The 21,209-nt window shown below is 63.0% G+C and carries 20 protein-coding genes, 1 pseudogene and 1 riboswitch; of the genes and pseudogenes, 9 read left to right on the top strand and 12 right to left on the bottom strand.

Annotated features, from left to right (window positions below):
• Nucleotides 1–276: 276 nt before the first annotated feature.
• The 6 genes and pseudogenes from CCK88_RS11710 to CCK88_RS11685 form a co-directional block, all read right to left on the bottom strand.
• Nucleotides 277–1,527, bottom strand: a pseudogene (locus CCK88_RS11710) (Re/Si-specific NAD(P)(+) transhydrogenase subunit alpha); the annotation flags it as partial.
• 65 nt (nt 1,528–1,592) lie between these two features.
• The gene (locus CCK88_RS11705; RefSeq protein WP_086470595.1) at nt 1,593–1,757 is read right to left on the bottom strand and encodes an aa3-type cytochrome c oxidase subunit IV; all 165 of its coding nucleotides are present in this window, start codon (nt 1,755–1,757) and stop codon (nt 1,593–1,595) included.
• Nucleotides 1,758–1,808: 51 nt separating this feature from the next.
• Nucleotides 1,809–3,611 carry a M3 family oligoendopeptidase gene (locus CCK88_RS11700; protein ID WP_244557477.1) on the bottom strand — a complete coding sequence of 601 codons (1,803 nt, stop codon included), beginning with the start codon at nt 3,609–3,611 and terminating at the stop codon, nt 1,809–1,811.
• Nucleotides 3,612–3,693: 82 nt separating this feature from the next.
• Nucleotides 3,694–4,455 (bottom strand): sulfite exporter TauE/SafE family protein, encoded by a 762-nt coding sequence (locus tag CCK88_RS11695; protein ID WP_086470593.1) that lies wholly within the window; start codon nt 4,453–4,455, stop codon nt 3,694–3,696.
• A gap of 198 nt (nt 4,456–4,653) precedes the next feature.
• The gene (locus CCK88_RS11690) at nt 4,654–5,388 is read right to left on the bottom strand and encodes a DUF1013 domain-containing protein (RefSeq protein ID WP_086470592.1); all 735 of its coding nucleotides are present in this window, start codon (nt 5,386–5,388) and stop codon (nt 4,654–4,656) included.
• 116 nt (nt 5,389–5,504) lie between these two features.
• Nucleotides 5,505–6,527 (bottom strand): NAD(P)H-quinone oxidoreductase, encoded by a 1,023-nt coding sequence (locus CCK88_RS11685; protein ID WP_086470591.1) that lies wholly within the window; start codon nt 6,525–6,527, stop codon nt 5,505–5,507.
• A gap of 75 nt (nt 6,528–6,602) precedes the next feature.
• Between CCK88_RS11685 and CCK88_RS11680 the strand changes: the two genes are divergently transcribed.
• The 3 genes from CCK88_RS11680 (at nt 6,603) to rcdA (ending at nt 7,901) form a co-directional block, all read left to right on the top strand.
• Nucleotides 6,603–6,785: a DUF1192 domain-containing protein gene (locus tag CCK88_RS11680; RefSeq protein ID WP_086470590.1), complete on the top strand. Its 183-nt coding sequence runs from the start codon at nt 6,603–6,605 to the stop codon at nt 6,783–6,785.
• Nucleotides 6,786–6,889: 104 nt separating this feature from the next.
• The gene (locus CCK88_RS11675; RefSeq protein WP_086470589.1) at nt 6,890–7,093 is read left to right on the top strand and encodes a hypothetical protein; all 204 of its coding nucleotides are present in this window, start codon (nt 6,890–6,892) and stop codon (nt 7,091–7,093) included.
• Between the two features lie 280 nt (nt 7,094–7,373).
• Nucleotides 7,374–7,901 (top strand): protease adaptor protein RcdA, encoded by a 528-nt coding sequence (rcdA, locus tag CCK88_RS11670; protein WP_086470588.1) that lies wholly within the window; start codon nt 7,374–7,376, stop codon nt 7,899–7,901.
• Here the strand turns inward: rcdA and CCK88_RS11665 are convergent, their stop codons facing one another.
• Together CCK88_RS11665 and rpmE are read right to left on the bottom strand one after the other, a co-directional pair.
• Nucleotides 7,902–8,222: a YnfA family protein gene (locus tag CCK88_RS11665; RefSeq protein ID WP_086470587.1), complete on the bottom strand. Its 321-nt coding sequence runs from the start codon at nt 8,220–8,222 to the stop codon at nt 7,902–7,904.
• Nucleotides 8,223–8,286: 64 nt separating this feature from the next.
• A complete protein-coding gene (rpmE, locus tag CCK88_RS11660) occupies nt 8,287–8,508 on the bottom strand; it encodes a 50S ribosomal protein L31 (protein WP_086470586.1) in 222 nt (73 codons plus the stop codon).
• Between the two features lie 232 nt (nt 8,509–8,740).
• Here rpmE and CCK88_RS11655 point away from each other — a divergent pair, with 232 nt between their 5' ends.
• Nucleotides 8,741–10,558: an ABC transporter ATP-binding protein gene (locus tag CCK88_RS11655; RefSeq protein ID WP_086470585.1), complete on the top strand. Its 1,818-nt coding sequence runs from the start codon at nt 8,741–8,743 to the stop codon at nt 10,556–10,558.
• On the opposite strand, the gene CCK88_RS11650 is transcribed toward CCK88_RS11655, so the two are convergent.
• Nucleotides 10,555–11,259: a thiamine diphosphokinase gene (locus CCK88_RS11650; RefSeq protein WP_170926442.1), complete on the bottom strand. Its 705-nt coding sequence runs from the start codon at nt 11,257–11,259 to the stop codon at nt 10,555–10,557. The genes CCK88_RS11655 and CCK88_RS11650 overlap by 4 nt on opposite strands.
• Before the next feature lie 27 nt (nt 11,260–11,286).
• A riboswitch (TPP riboswitch) is annotated at nt 11,287–11,385 on the top strand.
• A gap of 71 nt (nt 11,386–11,456) precedes the next feature.
• Here CCK88_RS11650 and thiB point away from each other — a divergent pair.
• The 3 genes from thiB (at nt 11,457) to CCK88_RS11635 (ending at nt 14,831) form a co-directional block, all read left to right on the top strand.
• Complete coding sequence (gene thiB / locus CCK88_RS11645; protein ID WP_086470584.1) at nt 11,457–12,461, top strand: thiamine ABC transporter substrate binding subunit; 1,005 nt, start codon at nt 11,457–11,459, stop codon at nt 12,459–12,461.
• 158 nt (nt 12,462–12,619) lie between these two features.
• Nucleotides 12,620–14,209, top strand: a complete 1,590-nt coding sequence (locus CCK88_RS11640) for an ABC transporter permease family protein (protein WP_140048971.1) — start codon at nt 12,620–12,622, stop codon at nt 14,207–14,209.
• Nucleotides 14,193–14,831 carry an ATP-binding cassette domain-containing protein gene (locus CCK88_RS11635; RefSeq protein WP_086470582.1) on the top strand — a complete coding sequence of 213 codons (639 nt, stop codon included), beginning with the start codon at nt 14,193–14,195 and terminating at the stop codon, nt 14,829–14,831. Before CCK88_RS11640 ends, CCK88_RS11635 begins: the two co-directional genes overlap by 17 nt.
• Nucleotides 14,832–14,846: 15 nt before the next feature.
• On the opposite strand, the gene CCK88_RS11630 is transcribed toward CCK88_RS11635, so the two are convergent.
• Nucleotides 14,847–16,835, bottom strand: coding sequence for a hypothetical protein (locus CCK88_RS11630; protein ID WP_086470581.1), 1,989 nt, complete (start codon nt 16,833–16,835; stop codon nt 14,847–14,849).
• A 48-nt stretch (nt 16,836–16,883) separates the two neighbouring features.
• Nucleotides 16,884–18,173, bottom strand: coding sequence for an adenylosuccinate synthase (locus CCK88_RS11625; RefSeq protein WP_086470580.1), 1,290 nt, complete (start codon nt 18,171–18,173; stop codon nt 16,884–16,886).
• Between the two features lie 158 nt (nt 18,174–18,331).
• On the opposite strand from CCK88_RS11625, the gene CCK88_RS11620 reads away from it, so the two are divergent.
• Entirely contained in the window at nt 18,332–19,282 is a 951-nt protein-coding gene (locus CCK88_RS11620; protein ID WP_086470579.1) for a DMT family transporter, read from the top strand.
• 82 nt (nt 19,283–19,364) lie between these two features.
• Entirely contained in the window at nt 19,365–19,508 is a 144-nt protein-coding gene (locus CCK88_RS18245) for a lmo0937 family membrane protein (RefSeq protein ID WP_140048970.1), read from the top strand.
• A gap of 69 nt (nt 19,509–19,577) precedes the next feature.
• Here the strand turns inward: CCK88_RS18245 and serA are convergent, their stop codons facing one another.
• A complete protein-coding gene (serA, locus tag CCK88_RS11615) occupies nt 19,578–21,161 on the bottom strand; it encodes a phosphoglycerate dehydrogenase (protein ID WP_086470578.1) in 1,584 nt (527 codons plus the stop codon).
• Nucleotides 21,162–21,209: the final 48 nt, after the last annotated feature.

Here is a 21,209-nt window from a genome sequence, read left to right as displayed (position 1 = left end):
CCGCGCGGCAGGCTTTTTCGGAGCAGCTTTGGCTGTCGCAGTGATTTGTGTCGCCGGCTTCGGCGCAGCAGCTTTTTTCGCGGTGGGCTTCCTGGCTGCGACGGCTGCATCGATTACTGCCGCCGCCTTCTTTGCCGAGGCCCGCTTTGCCGGGCTTTTCGGTAGTTCGGCTGCTGCCGGGATCGACTGCTCGACACCGGGGGCCGCCTTCTTGGGCGTGTCGGCCATGGCGGCGACTTCGGTGGCTTTCGTAGCCGGCTTTCTGGCAGTCGTGCGTGTCGCCGGCTTGCCGGTGGCGCCGGTCTTTGCCGGCACGGGCTTGGCCGCGATGGTGCGGACCGGTGCAGCCGGCTTGTCCTTTGGCTCGGCAATGGGCTTGGTCGCCTCGGGTGCTGCGGCGGCCTGAAAATTGGGATGCACCACGGCGCCGTCGCGGGTCAGGACGGTGGCCTTGACCAGTTCGTCGTCCCAGTTGATGGCGAGCTTTTTCTCTTTCTTGTCGATCAGCGTCTCGATGAAAGCCAGAAGGTTGCGCGCATAGAGCTGGCTGGCCGTGGTGGGGATGCGGCCCTGGACGTTGGTGAAGCCGATGATCTTGACACCGTTGTGGTCGACGATGCGGCCGGGCTGGGTCAGCTCGACATTGCCGCCGCGTTCGGCCGCAAGGTCGACGATGACCGAGCCTGCAGCCATGGATTCCACCATTTCGCGCGTGATCAGCCTGGGCGCGGGCCGCCCGGGGATCAAGGCCGTGGTGATGACAATGTCCTGCTTGGCGATGTGCTGGGCGGTGAGTTCGGCCTGCTTGGCCTGATATTCCGCGCTCATCTGCTTGGCGTAGCCGCCGGCGGTTTCAGCCTGCTTGAACTCGTCGTCCTCGACGGCGATGAATTTGCCACCCAGTGATTCCACCTGCTCCTTGGCGGCGGGGCGCACGTCGGTGGCTGACACAACCGCGCCAAGGCGCTTGGCGGTCGCGATGGCCTGGAGACCGGCAACGCCGGCGCCCATGACGAAGGCCTTGGCTGGGCGCACGGTGCCTGCAGCCGTCATCATCATCGGCATGGCGCGGTCAAACACCGCTGCGGCTTCGATGACGGCCTGGTAGCCGGCGAGATTGGCCTGGGAAGAGAGGATGTCCATGACCTGCGCGCGGGTGATGCGCGGCATGAATTCCATGGAAACAGCGGCGACGCCGGCTCCTGCGAGAGCGGCGACGTCTTTTTCATTGCCGTAGGGATCGAGCGCACCGATCAGGAGGGCACCCTTGTTCACGCCGGCAAGCCCGGACGCAGCAGGACGGCGGACGCACAGGACAATGTCGGCGCCTTTGAGCGTCGTCGGCGCGCTGGCGCCGATCGAGGCGCCTGCATCCTGGAACTGCGCGTCGGAAATGCGGGACAGGTCGCCCGCCCCGGTTTCGACCGAAACCTCGGCACCGAGCCCGATCAACTTGGCGACGGTCTCGGGGGTGGCCGCAACGCGGCTCTCACCCTCGACACGTTCGCGCAACACGGCAATCTTCATGGAAACCCTCCTGCCCGCCTGCCCGCGGGCAGGCTCGTTTCAAGTGCCTGCTTGCTGGTTTCGGATCAGGGATTGACCACGAAATAAAGGATCACCATCAGCACCGCGATCGAATAGATCGACCACTTCACCCCGATCACGAAGCCATTGTAGGTCTTTTCGTGTTCGGCGTAGTCCATGGCGGATTCCAGTACGGGGGTCGAATGATGTTCGGGGCGGGTTTTGGCCATCAGGTCCTCAAAAGTATAGTCATCTCTTCGTGTTAAGCCAAAAGTCGTGTCTCAGGGAGACGTGGCTTCGAGCTCGTCGATCAGTCCCTCGATCATCGACAGACCCAGCGACCAGAATTGGGGATCTTTTGCATCCAGGCCGAAAGGCTTGAGCAATTCGGAGTGATGCTTGCTGCCCCCAGCCTTGAGAAGCTCGAAATAGCGCTCCGCAAAGCCATCACTGGCTTTCTCATACTGTGCGTAGAGCGAGTTCACAAGGCAATCGCCGAAGGCGTAGGCATAGACATAGAAGGGCGAGTGAATGAAGTGCGGAATATAGGCCCAGAAGGTCTCGTAGCCTTCATTGGCGATGATGCCGTCGCCCAGCGATTCCGCCTGCACTTCCATCCAGAGAGCGTTGATTTCCTCGGTGCGCAACTCACCCTGGCGGCGGGCGGTGTGCACCTTGCGCTCGAAGGTGTAGAACGCGATCTGGCGCACGACGGTATTGAGCATGTCCTCGACCTTGCCCGAGAGCAGGGCGAAGCGCTGCCGTGGATCGGTGGTCTTGTCCAGGAGGGCGCGGAAGGTCAGCATTTCGCCAAAGACCGAGGCGGTTTCTGCCAAGGTCAGGGGCGTGTTGGCCAGGATCGGGCCCTGCGCGGCGGCCAGCCGCTGGTGCACGCCATGGCCCAGTTCGTGGGCCAGCGTCATGATATCGCGCGTACGGCCGAGATAGTTGAGCATCAGGTAAGGATGGGCGCTTGGCACGGTGGGGTGCGCGAAGGCGCCGGAGAGCTTGCCGTTGCCCGTCGGTGCGTCGATCCAGCCCGAGTTGAAGAAGGGCTGGGCGACATCCGCCAGTTGGGGCGAGAAACGGCCATAGGCGTCAAGCACCGTCGAAACCGCCGTGTCCCAGTCCCAGATGCGCTCGTCGCTGGTCGGCAGCGGCGCATTTCGGTCCCAGGCGTTGAGCTTATCCTTGCCGAACCACTTGGCCTTCATCTTGTAGTAGCGATGCGACAGGCGTGGGTAAGCCGCCTGCACGGCGGTCTGCAAGGCATCGACCACCTCGCGCTCGACCGAATTGGCCATATGGCGGCTATCGGCGATATCTTCGTAGCCGCGCCAACGGTCGGATATTTCCTTGTCCTTGGCCAGCACGTTGGTGATGTGCGTGAACAGGCGGCCATTGGCCTTGAGCACCTTTCCCAGCGCCTTGAATGCGGCTTCGCGCTTGGCTTCATCCTTCTCGGAGAGCAGGTGGAGCGTGGACTCGAGGTTCAGAGTCTCGCCGTCGACTTCGAATTCCAGGCTGGAGAGGGTCTCGTCGAACAGCCGGTTCCAGGCCGAATAGGCAGTGACGGACTTGTCGTGAAAGAGTTCCTCGAGCTTGTCGTCGAGCTGGTATGGCTTGGCCTTCCTCAGGTCGGCGAACCAGGTCTTGTATCGCGCTAGCTCGGGATCCCTCTCGAGCGCCGCATCGAGATCGGCGTCGGGAATGCGGTTCAGTTCAAGCTCGAAGAACAGGACGCGGGTCGAAAGGTTTGTGAGGGCCTCGTTGGTGTCGCCCATGAACTTGGCGCGATCTGGATCCGTCGACTTCTGTGCGTATTGCAGGAACGAGAAAGAACCGATGCGACCGGTGAGATCGCCCAGCTTCTCACTGTCCTTGATGGCCTCGATCAGTTTGTCCGAGCCGGTCAGCGTCGCCAGCTTGCCCTTGTACCTGGCCTCGAAATCGGCAGCCATGGTCTTGGCTTCATCAAGGGCCGCCTTGAACTCCGGGCTATCCTTGCCGGGGTAGAGATCGTCGAGATTCCAGACTGGCAGATTGCCGAACTGGTTGTGGCCCTTCTGTGCGGTGGCGGACATGAACTCGACTCCCGAAACTGTTTTCGGGGCGGACATTAACCAGCGCGAGACTCGCTGTGAAGGTGTCGAGGCGACGCGGGCCCTAAGCGCCCGCGAGGATGCCTGCCACGCCGTCCCAGACGAGCTTGATCGCCAAGAGGAAGACCAGCCAATAGGCAATGCGGTAGAAAAGTTTCGCCGAGATGCGGCGGACAAGGTAGACGCCGATGAAGACGCCGATCACTCCGACCGGAGCGAGGGCAGCCGACAAGGTCAGGTTGTGCGTATTGAGCTGGCCGAGGAAGTAATAGGGCACCAGCTTGGAGGTGTTCACGATGGCGAAGAAGAAGGCCGAGGTGCCCGCATAGATGGCCGGGGTCATGCGGCGCGGCAGGGTGTAGATCTGGTATGGCGGGCCACCGGTATGGGAGATGAAGCTGGTAAACCCGGCGATGGCGCCCCAGAACACGCCCCAGGGTCGGGACGGCGGCAGGCCTTCGAGCTTCTTGCGCAGAGGCAGGATGGCGTCGAGCACGAAGAGCAGCGTGACAACGCCCACCATCAGCAGCACAACCGCGTCGCTGACAACCGCCCACATGGCCCAGCCGGCAAGCGTGCCGATCGCCGCCCCCGGCAGCATGATCTTCAACAGGCCCCAGTCGCATTCGCGGCGGTACATCCAGATGGCGACCGCGTCCATGCAAAGCAGGACCGGCAGCATCATGCCGGCCGCATCGCGGGGCGCCATGATCAGCGTCAGCAGCGGCACGCCCACGACGCCCAGGCCGCCGAGCAGGCCGGCCTTGGACAGGCCGACGATGAGGACGGCGGTGACGGCAATGGCGATTGAGAAAGGGTCGAGCATTGAGAATTACCGATAGGCTATCAAGTACGCGCTCTCCACTTTTGCAGCGCCGCCATCAGCCTTGACCCGACGGCTAGTTGCCAAAGGCACGATGTCGAATGCGGCGCGATTGGTCCTCGGGTCAAGCCCGAGGATGGACCGGTGTGGGAAAGCCAGACGGGACAACAAGAAAATCCCCGCCGAAGCGGGGATTTCTAACTATTCTTCGTCGCTGTTGCCCTTGAGGGACTTGAGCTTGGCGAAGACGGAATCGGCGTCCAGCTCGTCGTCGGCATTATTGGCGCGGCCGGAGGAGCCTTCACCGTCGAAGCCGGCTTCACCCTCAAGCGCATGACGGGCGGTGGCGCGGGCCAGGGCTTCCTCGGCGGTGAGCAGGGTCGTGCCTTCGCTGAGTTCGTGCTGGGCCGGGGCATCCTTGCTGGCGCGCTTGACCTCGAGGTCGAGGTCGATCTGGCTGCAAAGGCCCAGGGTCACGGGGTCCATCGCGGTGAGGTTGGCAGCGTTCCAGTGGGTGTTTTCGCGCACCGACTCGATGGTCGACTTGGTGGTGCCGACGAGGCGCATGATCTGCGCGTCCTTGAGTTCGGGGTGATTGCGAACCAGCCACTTGATGGCATTGGGGCGCTCGTTGCGACGCGAAATCGGGGTGTAGCGCGGACCCTTGCGCTTGACGGCAGCGACGCGAACCTTGGGCTCGCTGACCTTCATGCGATAGTTGGGATCTTTCTCTGCCTTCTCGATCTCTTCGCGGGTCAGCTGACCGTTCTGGATCGGGTTGACCCCCATGATGCCGTTGGCCACGTCGCCATCGGCAATGCCCTGCACTTCCAGCGGATGCAGCGTGCAGAAGGCGGCGATCTGCTCAAAGGACAGGGCGGTGTTGTCCACGAGCCAGACGGCGGTCGCCTTTGGCATCAGAAGGGACTGGGACATGGTTAAATTTCTCCTGCTGGCGCGGCCGGTCTTCCTCCGGGCCGCTCCGCCTCTTGGCCAAATGCTGAGGGGGAACTGACCAGCAATATAGGCAAAATGCCGCGCAATCGCAACGGCTAACTCTTTGTCTCCCCAGCCCCGAACGCGGTCACGAGGACAAGCTTGCCGCGGTGGCCGCGGCTTTCCAACTCAGCGTGGGCATCGCGCGCCTGGTCGAGCCGGTAGGTGGCGAGATCAGGCTTCGTCCAGCCGGGTGCCGACAGCGCTGGCAGGAAATCGGCCCGGATACGCGCGGCGATGGCTGCCTTGGTCGCTGCACTCTGCGGTCGCAGGGTCGAGCCTGATAGCGTCAGGTCCTTGGCCATCATGGCCCGCAAGGACACCGTGGCGGTTGCCCCTTCCAGCGTCGACACCTGCACAATATGGCCGCCTCGCGCCGACGCCTCGATGTTGACCGCGGTCAGCGCGCCACCCACGAGATCGAGCACGCGGTCAGCACCGCGGCTTTCCGTCAATTCCAGCACGCGCTCGGCGATATTTTCGCTGGTGCGATTGATCGCAGCTGCTGCGCCCAGCGTCTTGCAATAATCAGCCTTGTCTTCGGTGGAGACGAGGGCAATGGCCCGTGCGCCCAGAATGGCGCAGATCTGGATCGTTGCCCCGCCAATGCCGCCTGCCGCGCCATGCACGAGGACACTCATGCCCGGTTCGAGGCCGGCACGCATCACCAGTGTCTGGGTGACCGTGAACCATGTTTCCGGCAGGCTCGCTGCTTCGACCATGCTCCAACCACCCGGTATGGGAAGGACCTGGCCCTGCGGCACGGCGACATATTCGGCGTAGCCCCCGCCATTGGTCAGCGCCATGACGCGGTCACCCACCCTCCAGCTGTCGACTGCCTGGCCGAGCGCGACGATTTCGCCGGCGACTTCCAGGCCGGGCAGGGGCGATGCCCCCGGCGGCGGCGCATAATGGCCGCGCCGCTGCGCCAGATCGGGGCCGTTGACGCCCGCGGCAGCGACGCGGATCAGGACATCGTTGGGCGCAAGCTCGGGCAGGGGCCGGCGGACGGGAATCAGGACGTCTGGTCCACCGGGAGCCGAAATGGCAATGGCGGTCATGTCGTTTGGAAGTGTCATGCTGCCATGCTGGCCGAACTGGTCTTGTCCGGCAAGGGGACTGGGCTACACTGCAGGACAACACAGGAGCATGCCATGGACGAAGACATCCGCAAGCCGCCCCGCAATCATGACGTCGGCGCCAATCTCGACGCACTTTCGGTCAACGAACTCGAGGAACGGATAGGTCTGCTCGAGGCCGAGATCGCGCGATTGCGGGCTGCTATCGCGTCCAAGGGCGATTCCCGGGCTGCTGCCGAAGCCGCCTTCAAATTCTGAGGCAGTGGCGCCGTTACACGGCGGCGTCGCCACTTCAACCTTTGGCCAATGGACAAAGGTTGGCTCTAGACCGCAATTCTCGTTGATCCAGGGAGGGCGTGACGATGGTGCGACAAGCAGATCGGATTCTCGAAGGCGTGAGCGAGGGCGAAGTGGCCTCGCTCCGGGCACTGGCAGATGGCCACGGCATTGCTGTTGGGCGCGACATCGCGCCACTCCATGCCAAGGGTTGGGTCGATGTTATCGGCGGCGACGCCATCATCACCCTGACGGGCCGCACGCTTCTCGAGCGCAACAGGCTCGGTTGAGAGCAAGTCAACGCGCAGGGTTAAGAAATCTCTGCGCGTTAAGCTCGAATTAATCTTTGGGCGGTAACGTCTCGTTATTCAGATTTGTTCTGAATTTTTCAGAGTGGTTTCTCCCTCTGTTTGACGCCTCCCTGTTAACTTCGAGAGCTGCAACCTTGCGGCTCTTTTTCTTTTTGGGGCGGCAGTTTGGCGCGCCACGCTTCAACCACAAAATTAACAATACTGGCACCCGTGAAGTGACCGTTCCGGCGCAGGGCGCTAGTATGATCGGATCGGAGGAATGCTCTTGGCCGACAGTGGTGAAAGCAGACAGGCAATCGCAATTGGTCCGCGCATCGTTGCGTCGGGCGGGTTCGATGCACTGTATCGCGAGGGCATGGGCCTGATCGAAGCGGTGGCAGCGTACCTGGACGCCGAAGGGCGCATCGAAAGCCGCATGCTCCCCCGCGATGCCGGTTTTCTCTACGCAACCGAATCCATGCGCCTCACCACACGGCTCATGCAGCTCGCATCATGGTTGCTGCTGCAGCGCGCGGTCAACGAAGGCGAGATTTCCCGCGACAGCGCTCGCTCCGAAAAGGAAAAGGTGAAGTTCTCGGCGACGCCCAGCCAGCGGGGCGGGCCTGGCTATGATGAATTGCCGGGAACGCTGCGCGAGTTCATCGACAAGGGCGATCGCCTGTTCGAACGGGTGATGCAGCTCGACGCGCTGGAGAAGGGCAACCTGCCCGACGTGACGCCAGGCGTTGCCAATGGCGTGGCCGACCAGCTCTCCCGTCTCAAGGCAGCTTTCGCCCGCAGCGAATAGTCATCCGGCCCGCGGCGCGAAGAAAATCACCGCCGCGCCTGCCAGAGCCAGTGCCGCTCCCAACAGGTCCCAGCGATCGGGCCTTATCCCCTCGAAGCCGGCCATGAAGGCGACCGACGCCAGGATGTAGATGCCGCCATAGATGGCGAATGCGCGACCGGCGCTATCCGAGCCGGCAAGCGAGAGAAGATAGCCGAACACGGCCAGGCATAGCACCGCAGGCACCCACAGCCAGAGATGGCCGCCGCGCATGGCCTGCCAGACCAAAAAGCAGCCGCCGATCTCGAAGCCCGCAGCGGCGAAAAAGATCAGAAAGGGCAATGCCTTCTCCGAACAGCAAAAAGCCCGGCACGACGGCCGGGCTTTGAATTTCTTGGCGCTTGGCTCAGATGCCGAGGCCCTTGAAGCGCTCCTTGAACCGCGACACGCGACCGCCGCGGTCCATCAGCTGGCCCGTGCCGCCGGTCCAGGCGGGATGGGTCTTGGGGTCGATGTCCAGCTGCAGCGTGTCGCCTTCCTTGCCGTAGGTCGAACGGGTCTGGTAGGTGGTGCCGTCGGTCATAACCACGTTGATGGTGTGGTAGTCGGGATGGATATCGGTCTTCATCGCTTGCCTCAAATCAAACGGGCGCCGCGGCGCCCGGAGAGCATCAATCTGGTGTTGGGCGGCTTCCTACAGCAGAAGATCGGGTTCTGCAAGGGCTGCCAGCGCTTTGCCGTGAACAAGTGGCGCGGCAATATTGCCCGGCCCCTTTGGTTGCGGGGCGAGGGGGCAGGGCCTATATGGGGTCGATCGCCGGCCGGAGCCGGTCCCCGAGCGAAAGCGGCGTGATCCAGCCATGACAGACCAGGCCGTTTCGGCAGCGTCCGATCCCGACAAGATCGTCTCTGAAGTGCAGGACGCGCCGCGGCAAATCCAGCCGCTTCGCCGACTGCTGCCGTTTCTCCTCCGCTATCCGGTGCGGCTTTCGCTCACCGTGTTTTTCCTTCTGATCTCGGCCACCACTTCCCTTGCCATTCCCGCGCTTCTGGGCGGCGCCATCGACGAAGGCTTCGTCGCCCAGAATATCGATATGGTCGGCCAGTACGGCTGGCTGATCATCGGTATCGCCGCGATCATGGCCATTGCCAGCGGCGCACGGTTTTACTTCATATCGGTCATCGGTGAACGCGTGGTCGCCGATCTGCGGCATGACGTCTTCGCACATCTGCTCAAGCTCGAGACCGGATATTTCGATCGCCATCGCGTCGGCGAACTCACCAGCCGCCTTAATGGCGATACGGTGTCCATTCGCAATGCCGTGGGGTCCAGCTTCTCGCTGGCGCTGCGTTCGCTAGTCACCATTATCGGCGCGCTGACGATGATGATCCTGACGAGCCCGGTCCTGACACTTGCCGTGGTCGTTGCCCTGCCCGCCATCCTGATCCCGGTCATGGCCTATGCCCGGCGGCTGCGCGGCATGTCGCGCAAAACCCAGGACGCCCTGGCCGATCTTTCCGCCATGGCTACGGAAATGCTTGGCGCCAATCGCACGGTCAAGGCCTTTACCCAGGAAGACGTACAGTCCGTCCACTACAGCCAGAGCAGCGAGGCCAGCTACCGTGCCGAGGTCAAGCGTCTAGGCGCGCGCGCCGTGCTGGTCGGCATGGTCATTTTCCTTGGTACCGCTGCACTCGTGGGCCTGGTCTGGTGGGGTGCCCGCTCCGTGTTCGAGGGGACCGTCACTGCAGGACAGCTGGCGCAGTTCCTTGTCTATGCACTCATGGCCTCCGGCGCCCTGACCAATGTGTCGGAAGTGCTGGGTACGCTGCAGAGCGTTGCCGGTGCGACCGAGCGGCTGACGGAAATTCTCGATACCGAGCCTGTGATCGTCGATCCGGCAAGGCCCGTTCCGTTGCCGACGCCGGCCTTGGGGACCGTTGCCTTTGATCGCGTCAGCTTCGCCTATGGCGGGGCCGGCAATGAGCCGGTGCTGCGCGATGTCTCATTTGCTGTGGGCAAAGGCGAAACGGTGGCGCTAGTGGGTCCGTCGGGCTCGGGCAAGTCGACGACACTGTCTTTACTGCAACGCTTTTACGACGTGACGGCCGGGTCGATCCTCGTCGACGGCATCGACATTCGCAATCTGGCGCTCCGCGACCTCAGGCAGCGCTTCGCCTATGTCGAGCAGGAGCCCGTCATCTTCGCCGGCACCATTGCCGACAATATCCGCTTCGGCAAACCTGGGGCGGGGATGGACGAGGTGGTTGCTGCCGCCAGGGCAGCCCTGGTCGACGACTTTGTCGCCGACATGCCCAAGGGTTACGATACGATGGTGGGCGAACGCGGCGTGATGCTGTCGGGCGGCCAGAAGCAACGCCTCGCCATTGCCCGCGCGATTCTCAAGAATGCGCCGATCCTGCTTCTCGATGAGGCGACATCGGCTCTCGATGCCCAGTCCGAGCGGCTGGTGCAGAAGGCCCTCGAACACCTGATGGAAGGTCGCACGACGCTGGTCATCGCCCATCGCCTCGCCACCATCCGGGACGCCAACACGATCCTGGTTCTCGACGGCGGCGAAATCATCGATCAGGGCACCCATGATCAGCTGGTGGCCAAGGGCGGCCGGTATGCCGAGCTGGCCAAGTTGCAGTTCCGCCCGGATGAGGCGCTCTAGGGGGTGTCCCCGCCTCGCAGGCACACCTCCACCAGATCCCAAAGCCGTTCGCGTCCCAGAATCAGCAGCCAGGGCGTATCGTCCTTGGGTACGATGTCGACCACTCCGCCCGTACCTTCGTTCGATGTCCCGAGCCGTCCGGCGGGATCGAGGAGCAGATCGTTCATTGGATAGAACAGGCCCCCGGTGCGCTCGAACACGATGGGCACCAGTGGGTGAATTGAAATGCGCTCGCCTCGGGCCGCGTGGAACGAGAACGGGCCGGATATGGCAAGAGCCACATCGGTTTCGTCCACGAGGATCACCTTGCGATGCGGCGCCACTTCGAGCAGCGCACCAAGTGCTGCCAATGTGTGGTCGAGCCGCTTGCCGGTCATGCCCAGGGCCAGGGTCACCGGTGCTGATGTCGAATAGAGCGCCTTCTGAAAATCCGTCGTGATCTGTTCGGGGATGTGGATGACGCGAGTGCGCTGTTCCCAGCTGTCGCGGTCATCCAGCGAATCAAGGTCGCCCAGGATGGCCTCGGGCACGATGCCCACGTCGCCGATGGCATTGCCGCCGCCGTCGGCGCCGACCAGTGCTACGCCACGCGCCGCAAGGTCTTGCAACAGGCCTGGTTCAACGGCGCCGCCGCCAACGACGGCGAGCGGCCGATCAAAACGCAGCAGCACCTTGCCGCCGTCTGGATTGGGGGATTGCACTCTCAGTTCACTCTCAATATGGTCCGGACCGTCTCGCTGGGGTGTTCCGGTTACCGCCGGAGCTGAGAGTTACCCATAGAACCTGAACCAGGTCATGCTGGCGGAGGAAGTTCGAGATGGCAAGGGTGCCCTCGTGCATCCTCACCATTGACACATCCCTTCACCCATGGCCGCACACCACACGAAGGGAGACCATCATGGTCAAATCCTCCTCGCTGGCGCTTGCGGTCCTTCTTGCCGGATTTACCGGCACGGCCATCGCCCAAGACAAGCCCACGCTCACCATCTACACCTATGACGGCTTTGCCTCCGAATGGGGCCCGGGCATACCGCTCAAGGACGGTTTTGAAGCCACCTGCAACTGTACCGTCAACTTCGTTGCGGCCGATAGTTCTATCGGCACACTGCGCAAGGTGCAGCTCGAGGGCGACAGCACGGACGCCGACATGATCCTCGGTCTCGACACGGCCATTGCGGGCGAAGCCCGCGCGACCGGACTTTTCGCGGATCACGGTCTCGACCTCACCCATCTCGACCTGCCAACCACATGGACCGATGCGCAGTTCGTGCCCTTCGACTATTCGCACTTCGCTTTCATGCACGACACGGATACGATGCCGACCCCGCCATCGTCCTTCGAAGAGCTGATCGCGCTGCCGGACGAGGTCAAGATTGTGATCCAGGATCCGCGCTCGGCAACGCCGGGGCTTGGCCTGCTGCTGTGGGTCAAGGCCGCATACGGCGATCGCGCTCCGCAAATCTGGGCCGGTCTCAAGCCGCATATCCTGACCATCACGCGTGACTGGAGCGAGAGCTACGCGCTGTTTCTTGATGGCGAAGCGGACATGGTGCTCTCCTACACGACCTCGCCCGCCTACCATATCTTCGATGAGGACGATCACACCATCAAGGCAGCGATGTTCAGCGAAGGGCACTTCCCTCAGATCGAAGTGGCCGGCATTCTCAAGTCGTCCGATCATCAGGACCTGGCGCGCGACTTCCTCGCCTTCCTCACCTCGGAAGCCGGACAGAAGGTCATCCCGACAACGAACTGGATGTTCCCGGTCGTCGATCTCGGCGCCGACCTCGATCCGTCCTTCGAAGGCCTACCGCAGCCGGACAAGACGTTGACCATTCCCGAGGCCGAGATCACTGCCAATTCGTCTGCCTGGATCGACGAGATGCTGGCGGCGGTCCAGTAGGCGGCATGACATACGTGAACGCGCCGGCATACCCTCCCCCTTGCTGGCAGCGATGGGGAGGGGGGGAATCCCGAGCACCGATTGCTTAGTGCATCCCCTCCCAACCTCCCCCATCAAGGGGGAGGTGCCGCATCGTGCGCATGGACACGTCATTTCCCATGCTGATACTCCCGCACCGCCCCTTCCGCATCACCTCCGCCACGGTGCTTACCGTCATCATCGCGGCGCTGATCGCTGCAGTGTTCTGGGCTATCGTTGGCGCCGCGACGGAGGCAGAGCCCGGTTCGCGGGTCGACATTGCCCATCTGCTGCGCATGACGGCGCTGCAGGCGGGGCTGACAATGGTGCTGTCGCTGGCGGTGGGCGTGGTGCTGGCCTGGGCGCTGAACCGGCTCCGGTTTCCCGGGCGCGATCTCGTGGTCGGTCTTTTCGCCGCCGCCATCGTCACGCCGGGCATGGTCGTGGCTTTCGGTCTTCTATCGATCTGGGGTCGGAATGGCTGGATCAACCAGATTGCGAGCTGGCTTGGGATCAGTTTCGATAGCCCGGCCTATGGTTTGAGTGGCATTCTCATTGCCCATGTGGTGCTCGATGGGGCCTTTGCGGCTCGCATCCTGCTGGCGCGCCTCGACACCATTCCGTCGTCCAAGCTCAAGGTCGGGCAATCGCTCGGACTGTCCGCCTGGCAGCGTTTTCGGCTGATCGACTGGCCGGCGTTGCGCGGTAGCCTGCCGGGCCTGGGAGCGATCATCTTTCTGCTCGCCTTCACGAGTTTCCCGATCGTGCTGCTGCTTGGCGGCGGACCGGCCAACCAGACGCTGGAAGTGGCGATCTACACGGCAGTCCGGCTCGATTTTGATCTTGTCGGGGCGGTGCGGCTGGCGCTTGTTCAGATCGCCGTTTGCTCCGTGGTCATCCTCGTTTCATCGGCCTTCACGACCGTTCCTTCCGCATTGTCCCGGTCGGCGCAGCCGACATGGCGCGATGCTCGTGGGGTGCGCGTGCTGCAATGGTTCGTGCTGGCCCTGGCGACCGCAGGCTTCGCGTTGCCGCTGTTGTCGGTACTCTATGACGGGTTGACGAGCGGCCTTCTTCCCGTGCTCGAACAGGCCAGTTTCTGGCGGGCGACGATGACCAGTGTTGCCATCGGCTCGGCATCGGCGCTCCTGACGCTCGTCCTGGCGCTGCTGCTTGCCCTGGGCCGCAGCGCAGCCGCCAGCCGGGCTGCGCGCACGGTTCTCGGCGTGCCTGCATATGCCTATCTCGCGGTGCCGGCAGTGGTGCTGTCGCTGGGCTTCTTCCTGCTCGTGCGATCGCTGGGCGTCCCGTCCGGCGTCGCTGCTCCTGTGGTCGTGGTGATCGCCAACAGCCTCCTGTCGCTGCCTTTCGCCATGGCAACGCTGGCGCCGCCACTCGACGCCATCGTGCGCTCGCGGGGCAAGCTTATCCGCTCTCTGGATCTGTCCGGATGGCAGCAATTCACTGCCATCGAATACCCGCTACTCGGCCGCGATATCGGGTTGATGCTGGCGTTGGCATTCTGCTTTTCGCTCGGAGACCTCGGCGTCATTGCCCTGTTCGGGACGCAGGATTTCCAGACGTTGCCGCTCCTGATGTACCGGGCGCTCGGCTCCTATCGCAGCAACGACGCAGCGGCGATCGCTGCCCTGCTGCTGATCTTCACCATTGCGGCCTTTGTCGGCCTGCCGCGCCTTGTCGAAAGGATAGCGCATGCTTCGCGCCGATGACCTGATCTTCGCCTATCCGGGGCAAGGTCAGCCCTACCGGTTCAGCCTGGCCGCCGAGCCTGGCGCCGTCACGGCCATTTCGGGATCGAGCGGTTCGGGAAAGTCGACCTTGCTCGATCTCCTGGCCGGCTTCACGCAGCCCTCCAGCGGAACGCTTGCGCTGGACGGCGTCGATCTCCTGCCATTGCCTCCTGAAAACAGGCCGGTGTCCCTGCTGCTCCAGTCCGACAACCTCTTCGAACATCTGAGTGCAGAGGAAAACGTGCTGCTGGGGCTGCCTCGGGGAACCACTAAGCCACAGGGAAAAGCGCAGGCGCTGGACGCTTTGGACGAAGTCGGCCTCGCAGGGTTCGCGGGCAACGTCGCGTCAACGCTTTCAGGTGGGCAGAAACAGCGCGTCGCACTGGCGCGCACGCTTCTGCGCGACCGTCCGGTCCTGTTGCTGGATGAGCCCTTTTCGGCACTTGACGACGAAACGCGCGGCCTCATCCGGGTACTGGTGGGAGAGCTCACTCAACGACATGGGTGGCACACCGTGCTGGTCAGCCACCATGCCGACGATATCGCGGCACTGGCCAGCGCGCATTACCGTATCGTGGATGGACGGACCGAACGCGCCTGAGGCGCGCTCGGCTGTTTACTCTGCCCAGGCGGCGAGAACCTTGTCGAACAGCGCCTGCGCGTCCTGATCCTTCTCCAGCGTCAGGATGGCGTTGCGACCAGTTCCATAGACAATGGCGAGGTCTAGCCAGCGGCGAGCGTCGAGAAGGTCGAGGTTCGACGTGACATCGGCTGGCGAGGCGCTCAGCGCGAAAAGGAATGAGTTCCCCACGACGCGGGCCGCGGCGCCTGACAACGCGGTTCCGGGCACCAGTTCCTGATCCTTGAGCAGGACGCCGGCAAGGGTCGAAATCGACCCGCCGATAAAGGTGTCCGGCACATCGAAGGTGATCTCCATCAGGTGGCTGGCGGGCAGCACAGGATCGTTGTTCTTGCGGATGATGATCGAGACATTGAGGTTGCGGGCCGGAATGCTGGCTTCCGCAAGCAGCGTCGGCAATCCGATTTCATCCGTTCCCTCGGTCCATTCCACCGTGCCCGAGAACGGGACGGCGCCGCCCTGGCCATTGGCAGAGGCTTCGAGCAGGAGCGACTGGTTGCCCGCAAGCACTGCCGGGTCGACACTGGCTGCCGGATCGTTCGTAGCGGAGATCGTGGTATCCGCGCCCGAGAGCCGTTCCTCGGTCTTGGTCTCGCCATTGATCGAGGGAAGGACCGTTTCGCCGCCGGTCGGCGTCACCGCTTCGGGCGTCGGCTCGAGGCGGTCGTCGGTTGCTTCGAGAGCGCTTGTCGGTTCGGTTGCGGCGGTCGTGGCGGTATTACCCGGGCCGGAAGCACCTTCCTCGTTGGGGGGCGTGCTATCCATCGTCGGGCCGACCGGCTGCTCCGTCGTTGCGACGGTTTGGGTCACGGCCTGTCCGCCGCCGAACATCTGGTCGAGATCGACATAGCCTTCGCGCCAGGCCCAGAAGCCGGCGCCACCGACGCCTGCCAGCAGCACGGCAGACACGATAAGGAAAATAGTCAGGCCAGCGCCCGAACGACGCTCGGCGCCGACAGGTGCGAAGCCGGCATCCTCGTCCTGGGGGAGGGGCGTTCCGGCAGGGGCGCCATCGCGGTCCGGCAGCGGATCGCTGGCTTCGCCGCGTGCTTCGCGGTCCAGTGTCTCGATGGCCCGCTCGATTGCGCCTTCGGCTTCGCGAGCATCGTCCTGCTCGACCTCCACCTCGCGCACCGCCGAAAGGGCGGTATCCACGGGAAGAGCCGGTGCGATGATCGGCTGTTCGCTTAGTGCGGGCTGGCTGGCCAGCGCGGTGCTGCCCAGCACGGGTTCGACGCGGGGCGGTAGGACGGCGGCTGCGGCGGCTGGAACGACCGGCACGGCCGGGGCCTGCGGATCGACCCGGCGCGAGAAGAAGGAGGGGCGTACCGGTGTCGGGCCGCTGGGCGGCGCGGCTTCGGTGAAAGTCGGCTTCGGAGGTGCCGGATCGACCGACACGCGCTCGACCGCTGGGGCGGGCGCCTCTGGTTCGGGCTCTGCCTCCACGACAACGCTCGCGCCGCTGGTCTCTGCGGCCTCGGCGATGATTTCCTCGATCGATTTGGGCGGCGGCGGCGGCGCAAGCGGCGTCGCCGGTTCGGTTCGAGGCCGGGTGGTCGAAGGGACGATGGTCGGGGCGGTGACAGGGACCGCCGGCGGCACATCTATTTCCGGTTCCGCCTCTGGTTCCGGCGGCGGCGCGACAGGCTGGGCGGCGGGAACAGGGGCCTCCGGCACGGGCTGCGGAGCCGGCCTAATGGGCGTCGGCGCAGGCCTTGCGGCCAATGCGCCTTCCCGTCCAAGGCTGATAACAGCTTCGCTGGCTTCCTGTTCGACCTGGCGGATGCAGTCTTCGAGTTGCAGGCGGTGCTGAGTGATATCGCGCGCCGGAAGCGGGGGCTGAATAGCACGCAGCTGGCCGACAAGGGCCGAACGTGCCTTTTCATAGACCGCGCGCCGCGCGGCCCCGTTGTTCTCCGGCAGCGCCGAGATCGCCCGACGCAGCAGCTCCTTGTAATCCGCCATTGGCTACTTGGTACTCACTCTGACAGCGCAGTCTTTTAACAAAATTTCTCAGTCTTGGAATGGGTCAACCACAAGGATGGTATCGGCCCGTTCGGGGCTGGTGGACAAGAGGGCAACCGGCGCGCCGATCAGTTCTTCGATATAACGCACATATTTGACGGCCTGTGCGGGCAGTTCCGCCCAGGACCGGGCGCCGGCCGTTGTTTCCGACCAGCCTTCGAGAGTTTCGTAAATCGGCTTAACGCGCGCCTGTGCTCCCATTGAGGCAGGCAAATAATCAATGCGTGAACCGTCGAGCTCGTAACCGACGCACACCTTGATCTCCTTGAGACCGTCGAGCACGTCGAGCTTGGTCAGTGCTATGCCGGTGATTCCCGAGGTCTTCACCGTCTGGCGGACCAGCACCGCATCGAACCAGCCGCAGCGGCGCGGACGGCCGGTGTTGACGCCCACTTCACGTCCGACAGTTGCAAGATGGTGACCGATTTCGTCGTCAAGTTCGCAGGGGAACGGACCTTCGCCTACGCGGGTCGTATAGGCCTTTGTAATGCCCAGCACGTAGCCGATCGCCGTCGGTCCGAGGCCTGAACCAGCGGCGGCGGTGCCTGCCACGGTGTTGGACGATGTGACGAAAGGGTAGGTCCCGTGATCGTTGTCCAGCAGCGCGCCTTGTGCGCCTTCGAACAGGATCCGGGCACCGGCCTTGCGCTTGTCTTCCAGCACACGCCACACCTGGTCCATGAACGGCAGGATTTCGGCGGAAATCGACGCCAGTTCGTCGTAGATGGTCTGGGCCGCGATTTCTGTGAGGCCCATGCCCCGGCGCAGGGCGTTGTGATGGGTCAGCAGGCGCTCGATCTTGGGCATCAGCGTATCGGGCTCGCTGAGGTCGACGAGACGGATGGCGCGACGGCCCACCTTGTCCTCGTAAGCCGGGCCGATGCCGCGACGCGTGGTGCCGATCTTGAGCCCGGAATTGGCGTCCTCTCGGATGCCGTCCAGTTCGCGATGCAGCGACAGGATCAGCGGGGCGTTGTCGGCGATGCGCAGGATTTCAGGCGTGATCTTGACACCCTGGCCGCGCAGCTTTGCCATTTCCTGAACGAAGTGGTGCGGATCGACCACCACGCCATTGCCGATGACCGAAAGCTTGCCCTGCACCAGACCCGAGGGGAGCAGCGCCAGCTTGTAGCTCACGCCATCGATGACCAGAGTATGGCCGGCATTGTGTCCGCCATGGAAACGCACGACGACGTCGGCACGCTCCGAAAGCCAATCCACGATCTTGCCCTTGCCCTCGTCGCCCCACTGCGAGCCGACGACAACCACATTCGCCATATTTCAGTCTTCCCCAAATCAGGCACATGAAAAGGAAATCCGGCCGGTCGGCTGGTTCCTCGATGATCGGACAAAGCGTCCTGGCGGCCACCTTTGTCGGGTTTGATTGTGGCCGAATAACTGATAAGTCCGATTGTCCTTACATCACCTAGGCGACGATGACAAAGCCGCAAGACAAGCAAAATAGCGGCATTTTCGCAGGTCTTTTGGATCAGCCATACCTTCTGCTCGTGATGGCGCCGCTGTTCTGGGGCGGCAATGTGGTTGCGGCCAAGCTGGTCGTGGGGGAAATCGACCCTTTCCTACTCCTTGCTTGCCGCTGTGTGTTCGCGACACTTTTCATCCTACCGTTCGCGGTCCGACACTTGCGCGCCGACTGGGCAGTGGTGCGGCGCCATTGGCTGGTGCTGATGGGATTTGGTGCCGTCGGATATGCCGTCTTCAATGTGCTGCTCTATATCGGGCTGAGCACCACGACCGGCATCAACGCTGCCATCGTTCAGGCCGGCCTGCCCATGATGATCCTGGCCGCCAATTTCATCATCTTCCGCGTTCAGGCCACGAGCGTGCAACTGCTCGGAGTGTTGCTGGCGATTTCCGGCGTGTTGCTAACCGCCACGCAAGGCAACCCGGCTCGGCTTTTGACGCTGGACATCAATATCGGCGACGGCTTCGTCGTGCTCGCTTGCTTTGCCTACACGGCCTACACCCTGGCGCTGCGGTTCCGGCCAAAAATGCACATAATGAGCTTCATGGCAGTGTCCTTTTTCGGCGCGGCCGTTACTGGGATCGTCATGCTCGCCCTCTTTGGCGGGGGACTTGGCGAGGTGACCAAGTTGGCCCAAATGTCGCCGATGGTTTGGGTAGTTATCGCCTATGTGGCGGTATTTCCCTCGATGTTCAGCCAGGTTGCCTATGCTCGCGGCGTCGAACTTGTCGGTGCCAATCGAGCCGCGCCCACGCACAACCTTATCCCCGTGTTCGGCACGCTGGGCTCCATCCTGATCCTGGGGGAAAGGCTCGAGCCCTATCACCTTCTCGCCGCGGCAATCATCGTGTTCGGTATCGTGCTCGCCGAAATGGCGGCGCGGCGTATCAGCCATCGATGACTGACATGGCATGGGACCCGGAACGTTCGGCTGTCCTGCACATTTAATTGCCGATGCTCGGTAAAGCCAAGGAGACGACGCCATGCTTTGGACAATTGCGGTTATCCTTCTGGCGCTCTGGGCGGTCGGGCTGGCTTTCAAGGTCGCCGGCGCGCTTATCCATCTCTTGCTGGTGCTGGCACTGATCGTCGTTCTCTACAACCTGTTTCTCAAGCGCAAAACTTGAGACGGCAGAGCAGCACTGAATAAAAAAGGCGGCTCGGAAGCCGCCTTCTTATTGTGTCTTGCGAGGAATTCAGAAGCTCAGTGCCTTGGCCTGCTTGACGCCTTCAAGCGCGGCGATCTGGCCAAGCTGTTCTTCGGTCAGGGTACCGTCGATCGAGACGAGCGCGATAGCGTCGCCGCCGACTTCGGCGCGGCCCAGGTTGAAGTTGGCGATGTTGATGCCGAGGGTGCCCAGCGTGGTGCCGAGGCGGCCGATGTGACCGGGCTTGTCGGCATTGGTGACATAGAGCATGTGAGGGGTGATTTCCGCTTCCATGTTGATGTCCTTGACCTGGATGATGCGCGGCTTGCCGTTGGCAAAGAGCGTACCGGCGATGGCGCGGGTCTGGCGCTCGGTGGTCACCGTGAGGCGGACATAGCCTTCATAGGCGCCCTGCTGGTCGCGGGTCGTGGTCTCGACGGTGATGCCGCGATCCTTTGCGATCTGGGGAGCCGAAACCATGTTGATGTCGCCCAACGAGGGCTTGAGCACGCCGTTGATGGCCGCGGCCACCATCGGTCGGGTGTTGAGGCCGGCGGGCGTGCCTTCGAACTCGATCTTGATGCCCGAGATGGCCGTTTCGGTGAGCTGGCCGGCAAAGGATCCCAGCGTCTCGGCGAGCTTGACCCAAGGGGTGATGATCGGGGCTTCTTCGGCCGAAATCGAGGGGAAGTTCAGGGCGTTGGTGATTTCACCGGTCATCAGATAGGCCGAAATCTGCTCGGCCACCTGCAGCGCGACATTTTCCTGGGCTTCCGTCGTCGAAGCGCCGAGATGGGGGGTGCAGATAACGTTGGGCAGGTCGAACAGCGGATTGTTCTCCGCCGGTTCGACGAGGAACACGTCGAGCGCTGCACCGGCAACCTGGCCCGACTTCAATGCAGCGTAGAGCGCCTCTTCATCGATGAGACCGCCGCGGGCGCAGTTGACGATGCGCACGCCCTTCTTGGTCTTGGCGAGGCTCTCGGCATTGAGGATGTTGCGAGTCGCATCGATCAGCGGCGTGTGCAGCGTGATGAAATCGGCGCGCGCGAGGAGATCGTCGAGCTCGACCTTTTCTACGCCCATGGTCTGGGCGCGTTCCGGCGTCAGGAACGGGTCGAAGGCGACAACCTTCATCTTGAGGCCGAGAGCGCGGTCGGCGACGATCGAGCCGATATTGCCAGCACCGATCAGACCCAGCGTCTTGTTGGTGACTTCGACGCCCATGAAGCGGTTCTTTTCCCACTTGCTGGCACGTGTCGAAGCATCGGCCTCGGGCAATTGACGGGCGAGGGCGAACATCATGGCAATGGCATGCTCGGCCGTCGTGATGGAATTGCCGAAGGGCGTGTTCATCACGATGATGCCCTTCTTGGTCGCGGCCGGAATGTCGACATTGTCGACACCGATACCGGCGCGGCCAATCACCTTGAGGTTGGTTGCCGCCGAGATGATCTTTTCGGTCACCTTGGTCGCCGAGCGGATGGCGAGACCATCATACTGGCCGATGACTTCGAACAGCTTGTCCTTGTCCTTGCCCAGATCGGGCAGGTAGTCGACGTCCACGCCATTGTCCTTGAAGATCTGGACGGCGGTGGGGCTCAGCTTGTCGGAAACGAGAACTTTTGGCATTTTTTTGATCCTGGTTGCGTGAGCAGGATTTGGACCTGCGACCTCGCA

Origin of the sequence: Devosia lucknowensis (assembly GCF_900177655.1) — a bacterium.
Lineage (GTDB): Bacteria > Pseudomonadota > Alphaproteobacteria > Rhizobiales > Devosiaceae > Devosia > Devosia lucknowensis.
The sequence above is the reverse complement of the archived record's forward strand: the minus strand, read 5'-3'. Positions and strand labels throughout refer to the sequence as shown.

Coding starts and splice junctions, on each gene's coding strand:
- CCK88_RS11675 (WP_086470589.1), top strand. CDS start 6,890: ATGGTGCGACAAGCAGATCGGATTCTCGAAGGCGTGAGCGAGGGCGAA.
- CCK88_RS11635 (WP_086470582.1), top strand. CDS start 14,193: ATGCTTCGCGCCGATGACCTGATCTTCGCCTATCCGGGGCAAGGTCAG.
- CCK88_RS18245 (WP_140048970.1), top strand. CDS start 19,365: ATGCTTTGGACAATTGCGGTTATCCTTCTGGCGCTCTGGGCGGTCGGG.
- CCK88_RS11680 (WP_086470590.1), top strand. CDS start 6,603: ATGGACGAAGACATCCGCAAGCCGCCCCGCAATCATGACGTCGGCGCC.
- CCK88_RS11690 (WP_086470592.1), bottom strand. CDS start 5,388: ATGTCCCAGTCCCTTCTGATGCCAAAGGCGACCGCCGTCTGGCTCGTG.
- CCK88_RS11705 (WP_086470595.1), bottom strand. CDS start 1,757: ATGGCCAAAACCCGCCCCGAACATCATTCGACCCCCGTACTGGAATCC.
- CCK88_RS11700 (WP_244557477.1), bottom strand. CDS start 3,611: ATGTCCGCCACCGCACAGAAGGGCCACAACCAGTTCGGCAATCTGCCA.
- CCK88_RS11685 (WP_086470591.1), bottom strand. CDS start 6,527: ATGACACTTCCAAACGACATGACCGCCATTGCCATTTCGGCTCCCGGT.
- rpmE (WP_086470586.1), bottom strand. CDS start 8,508: ATGAAGACCGATATCCATCCCGACTACCACACCATCAACGTGGTTATG.
- CCK88_RS11695 (WP_086470593.1), bottom strand. CDS start 4,455: ATGCTCGACCCTTTCTCAATCGCCATTGCCGTCACCGCCGTCCTCATC.
- CCK88_RS11655 (WP_086470585.1), top strand. CDS start 8,741: ATGACAGACCAGGCCGTTTCGGCAGCGTCCGATCCCGACAAGATCGTC.
- CCK88_RS11640 (WP_140048971.1), top strand. CDS start 12,620: ATGCTGATACTCCCGCACCGCCCCTTCCGCATCACCTCCGCCACGGTG.
- rcdA (WP_086470588.1), top strand. CDS start 7,374: ATGCTCTTGGCCGACAGTGGTGAAAGCAGACAGGCAATCGCAATTGGT.
- CCK88_RS11620 (WP_086470579.1), top strand. CDS start 18,332: ATGACAAAGCCGCAAGACAAGCAAAATAGCGGCATTTTCGCAGGTCTT.
- serA (WP_086470578.1), bottom strand. CDS start 21,161: ATGCCAAAAGTTCTCGTTTCCGACAAGCTGAGCCCCACCGCCGTCCAG.
- thiB (WP_086470584.1), top strand. CDS start 11,457: ATGGTCAAATCCTCCTCGCTGGCGCTTGCGGTCCTTCTTGCCGGATTT.
- CCK88_RS11625 (WP_086470580.1), bottom strand. CDS start 18,173: ATGGCGAATGTGGTTGTCGTCGGCTCGCAGTGGGGCGACGAGGGCAAG.
- CCK88_RS11630 (WP_086470581.1), bottom strand. CDS start 16,835: ATGGCGGATTACAAGGAGCTGCTGCGTCGGGCGATCTCGGCGCTGCCG.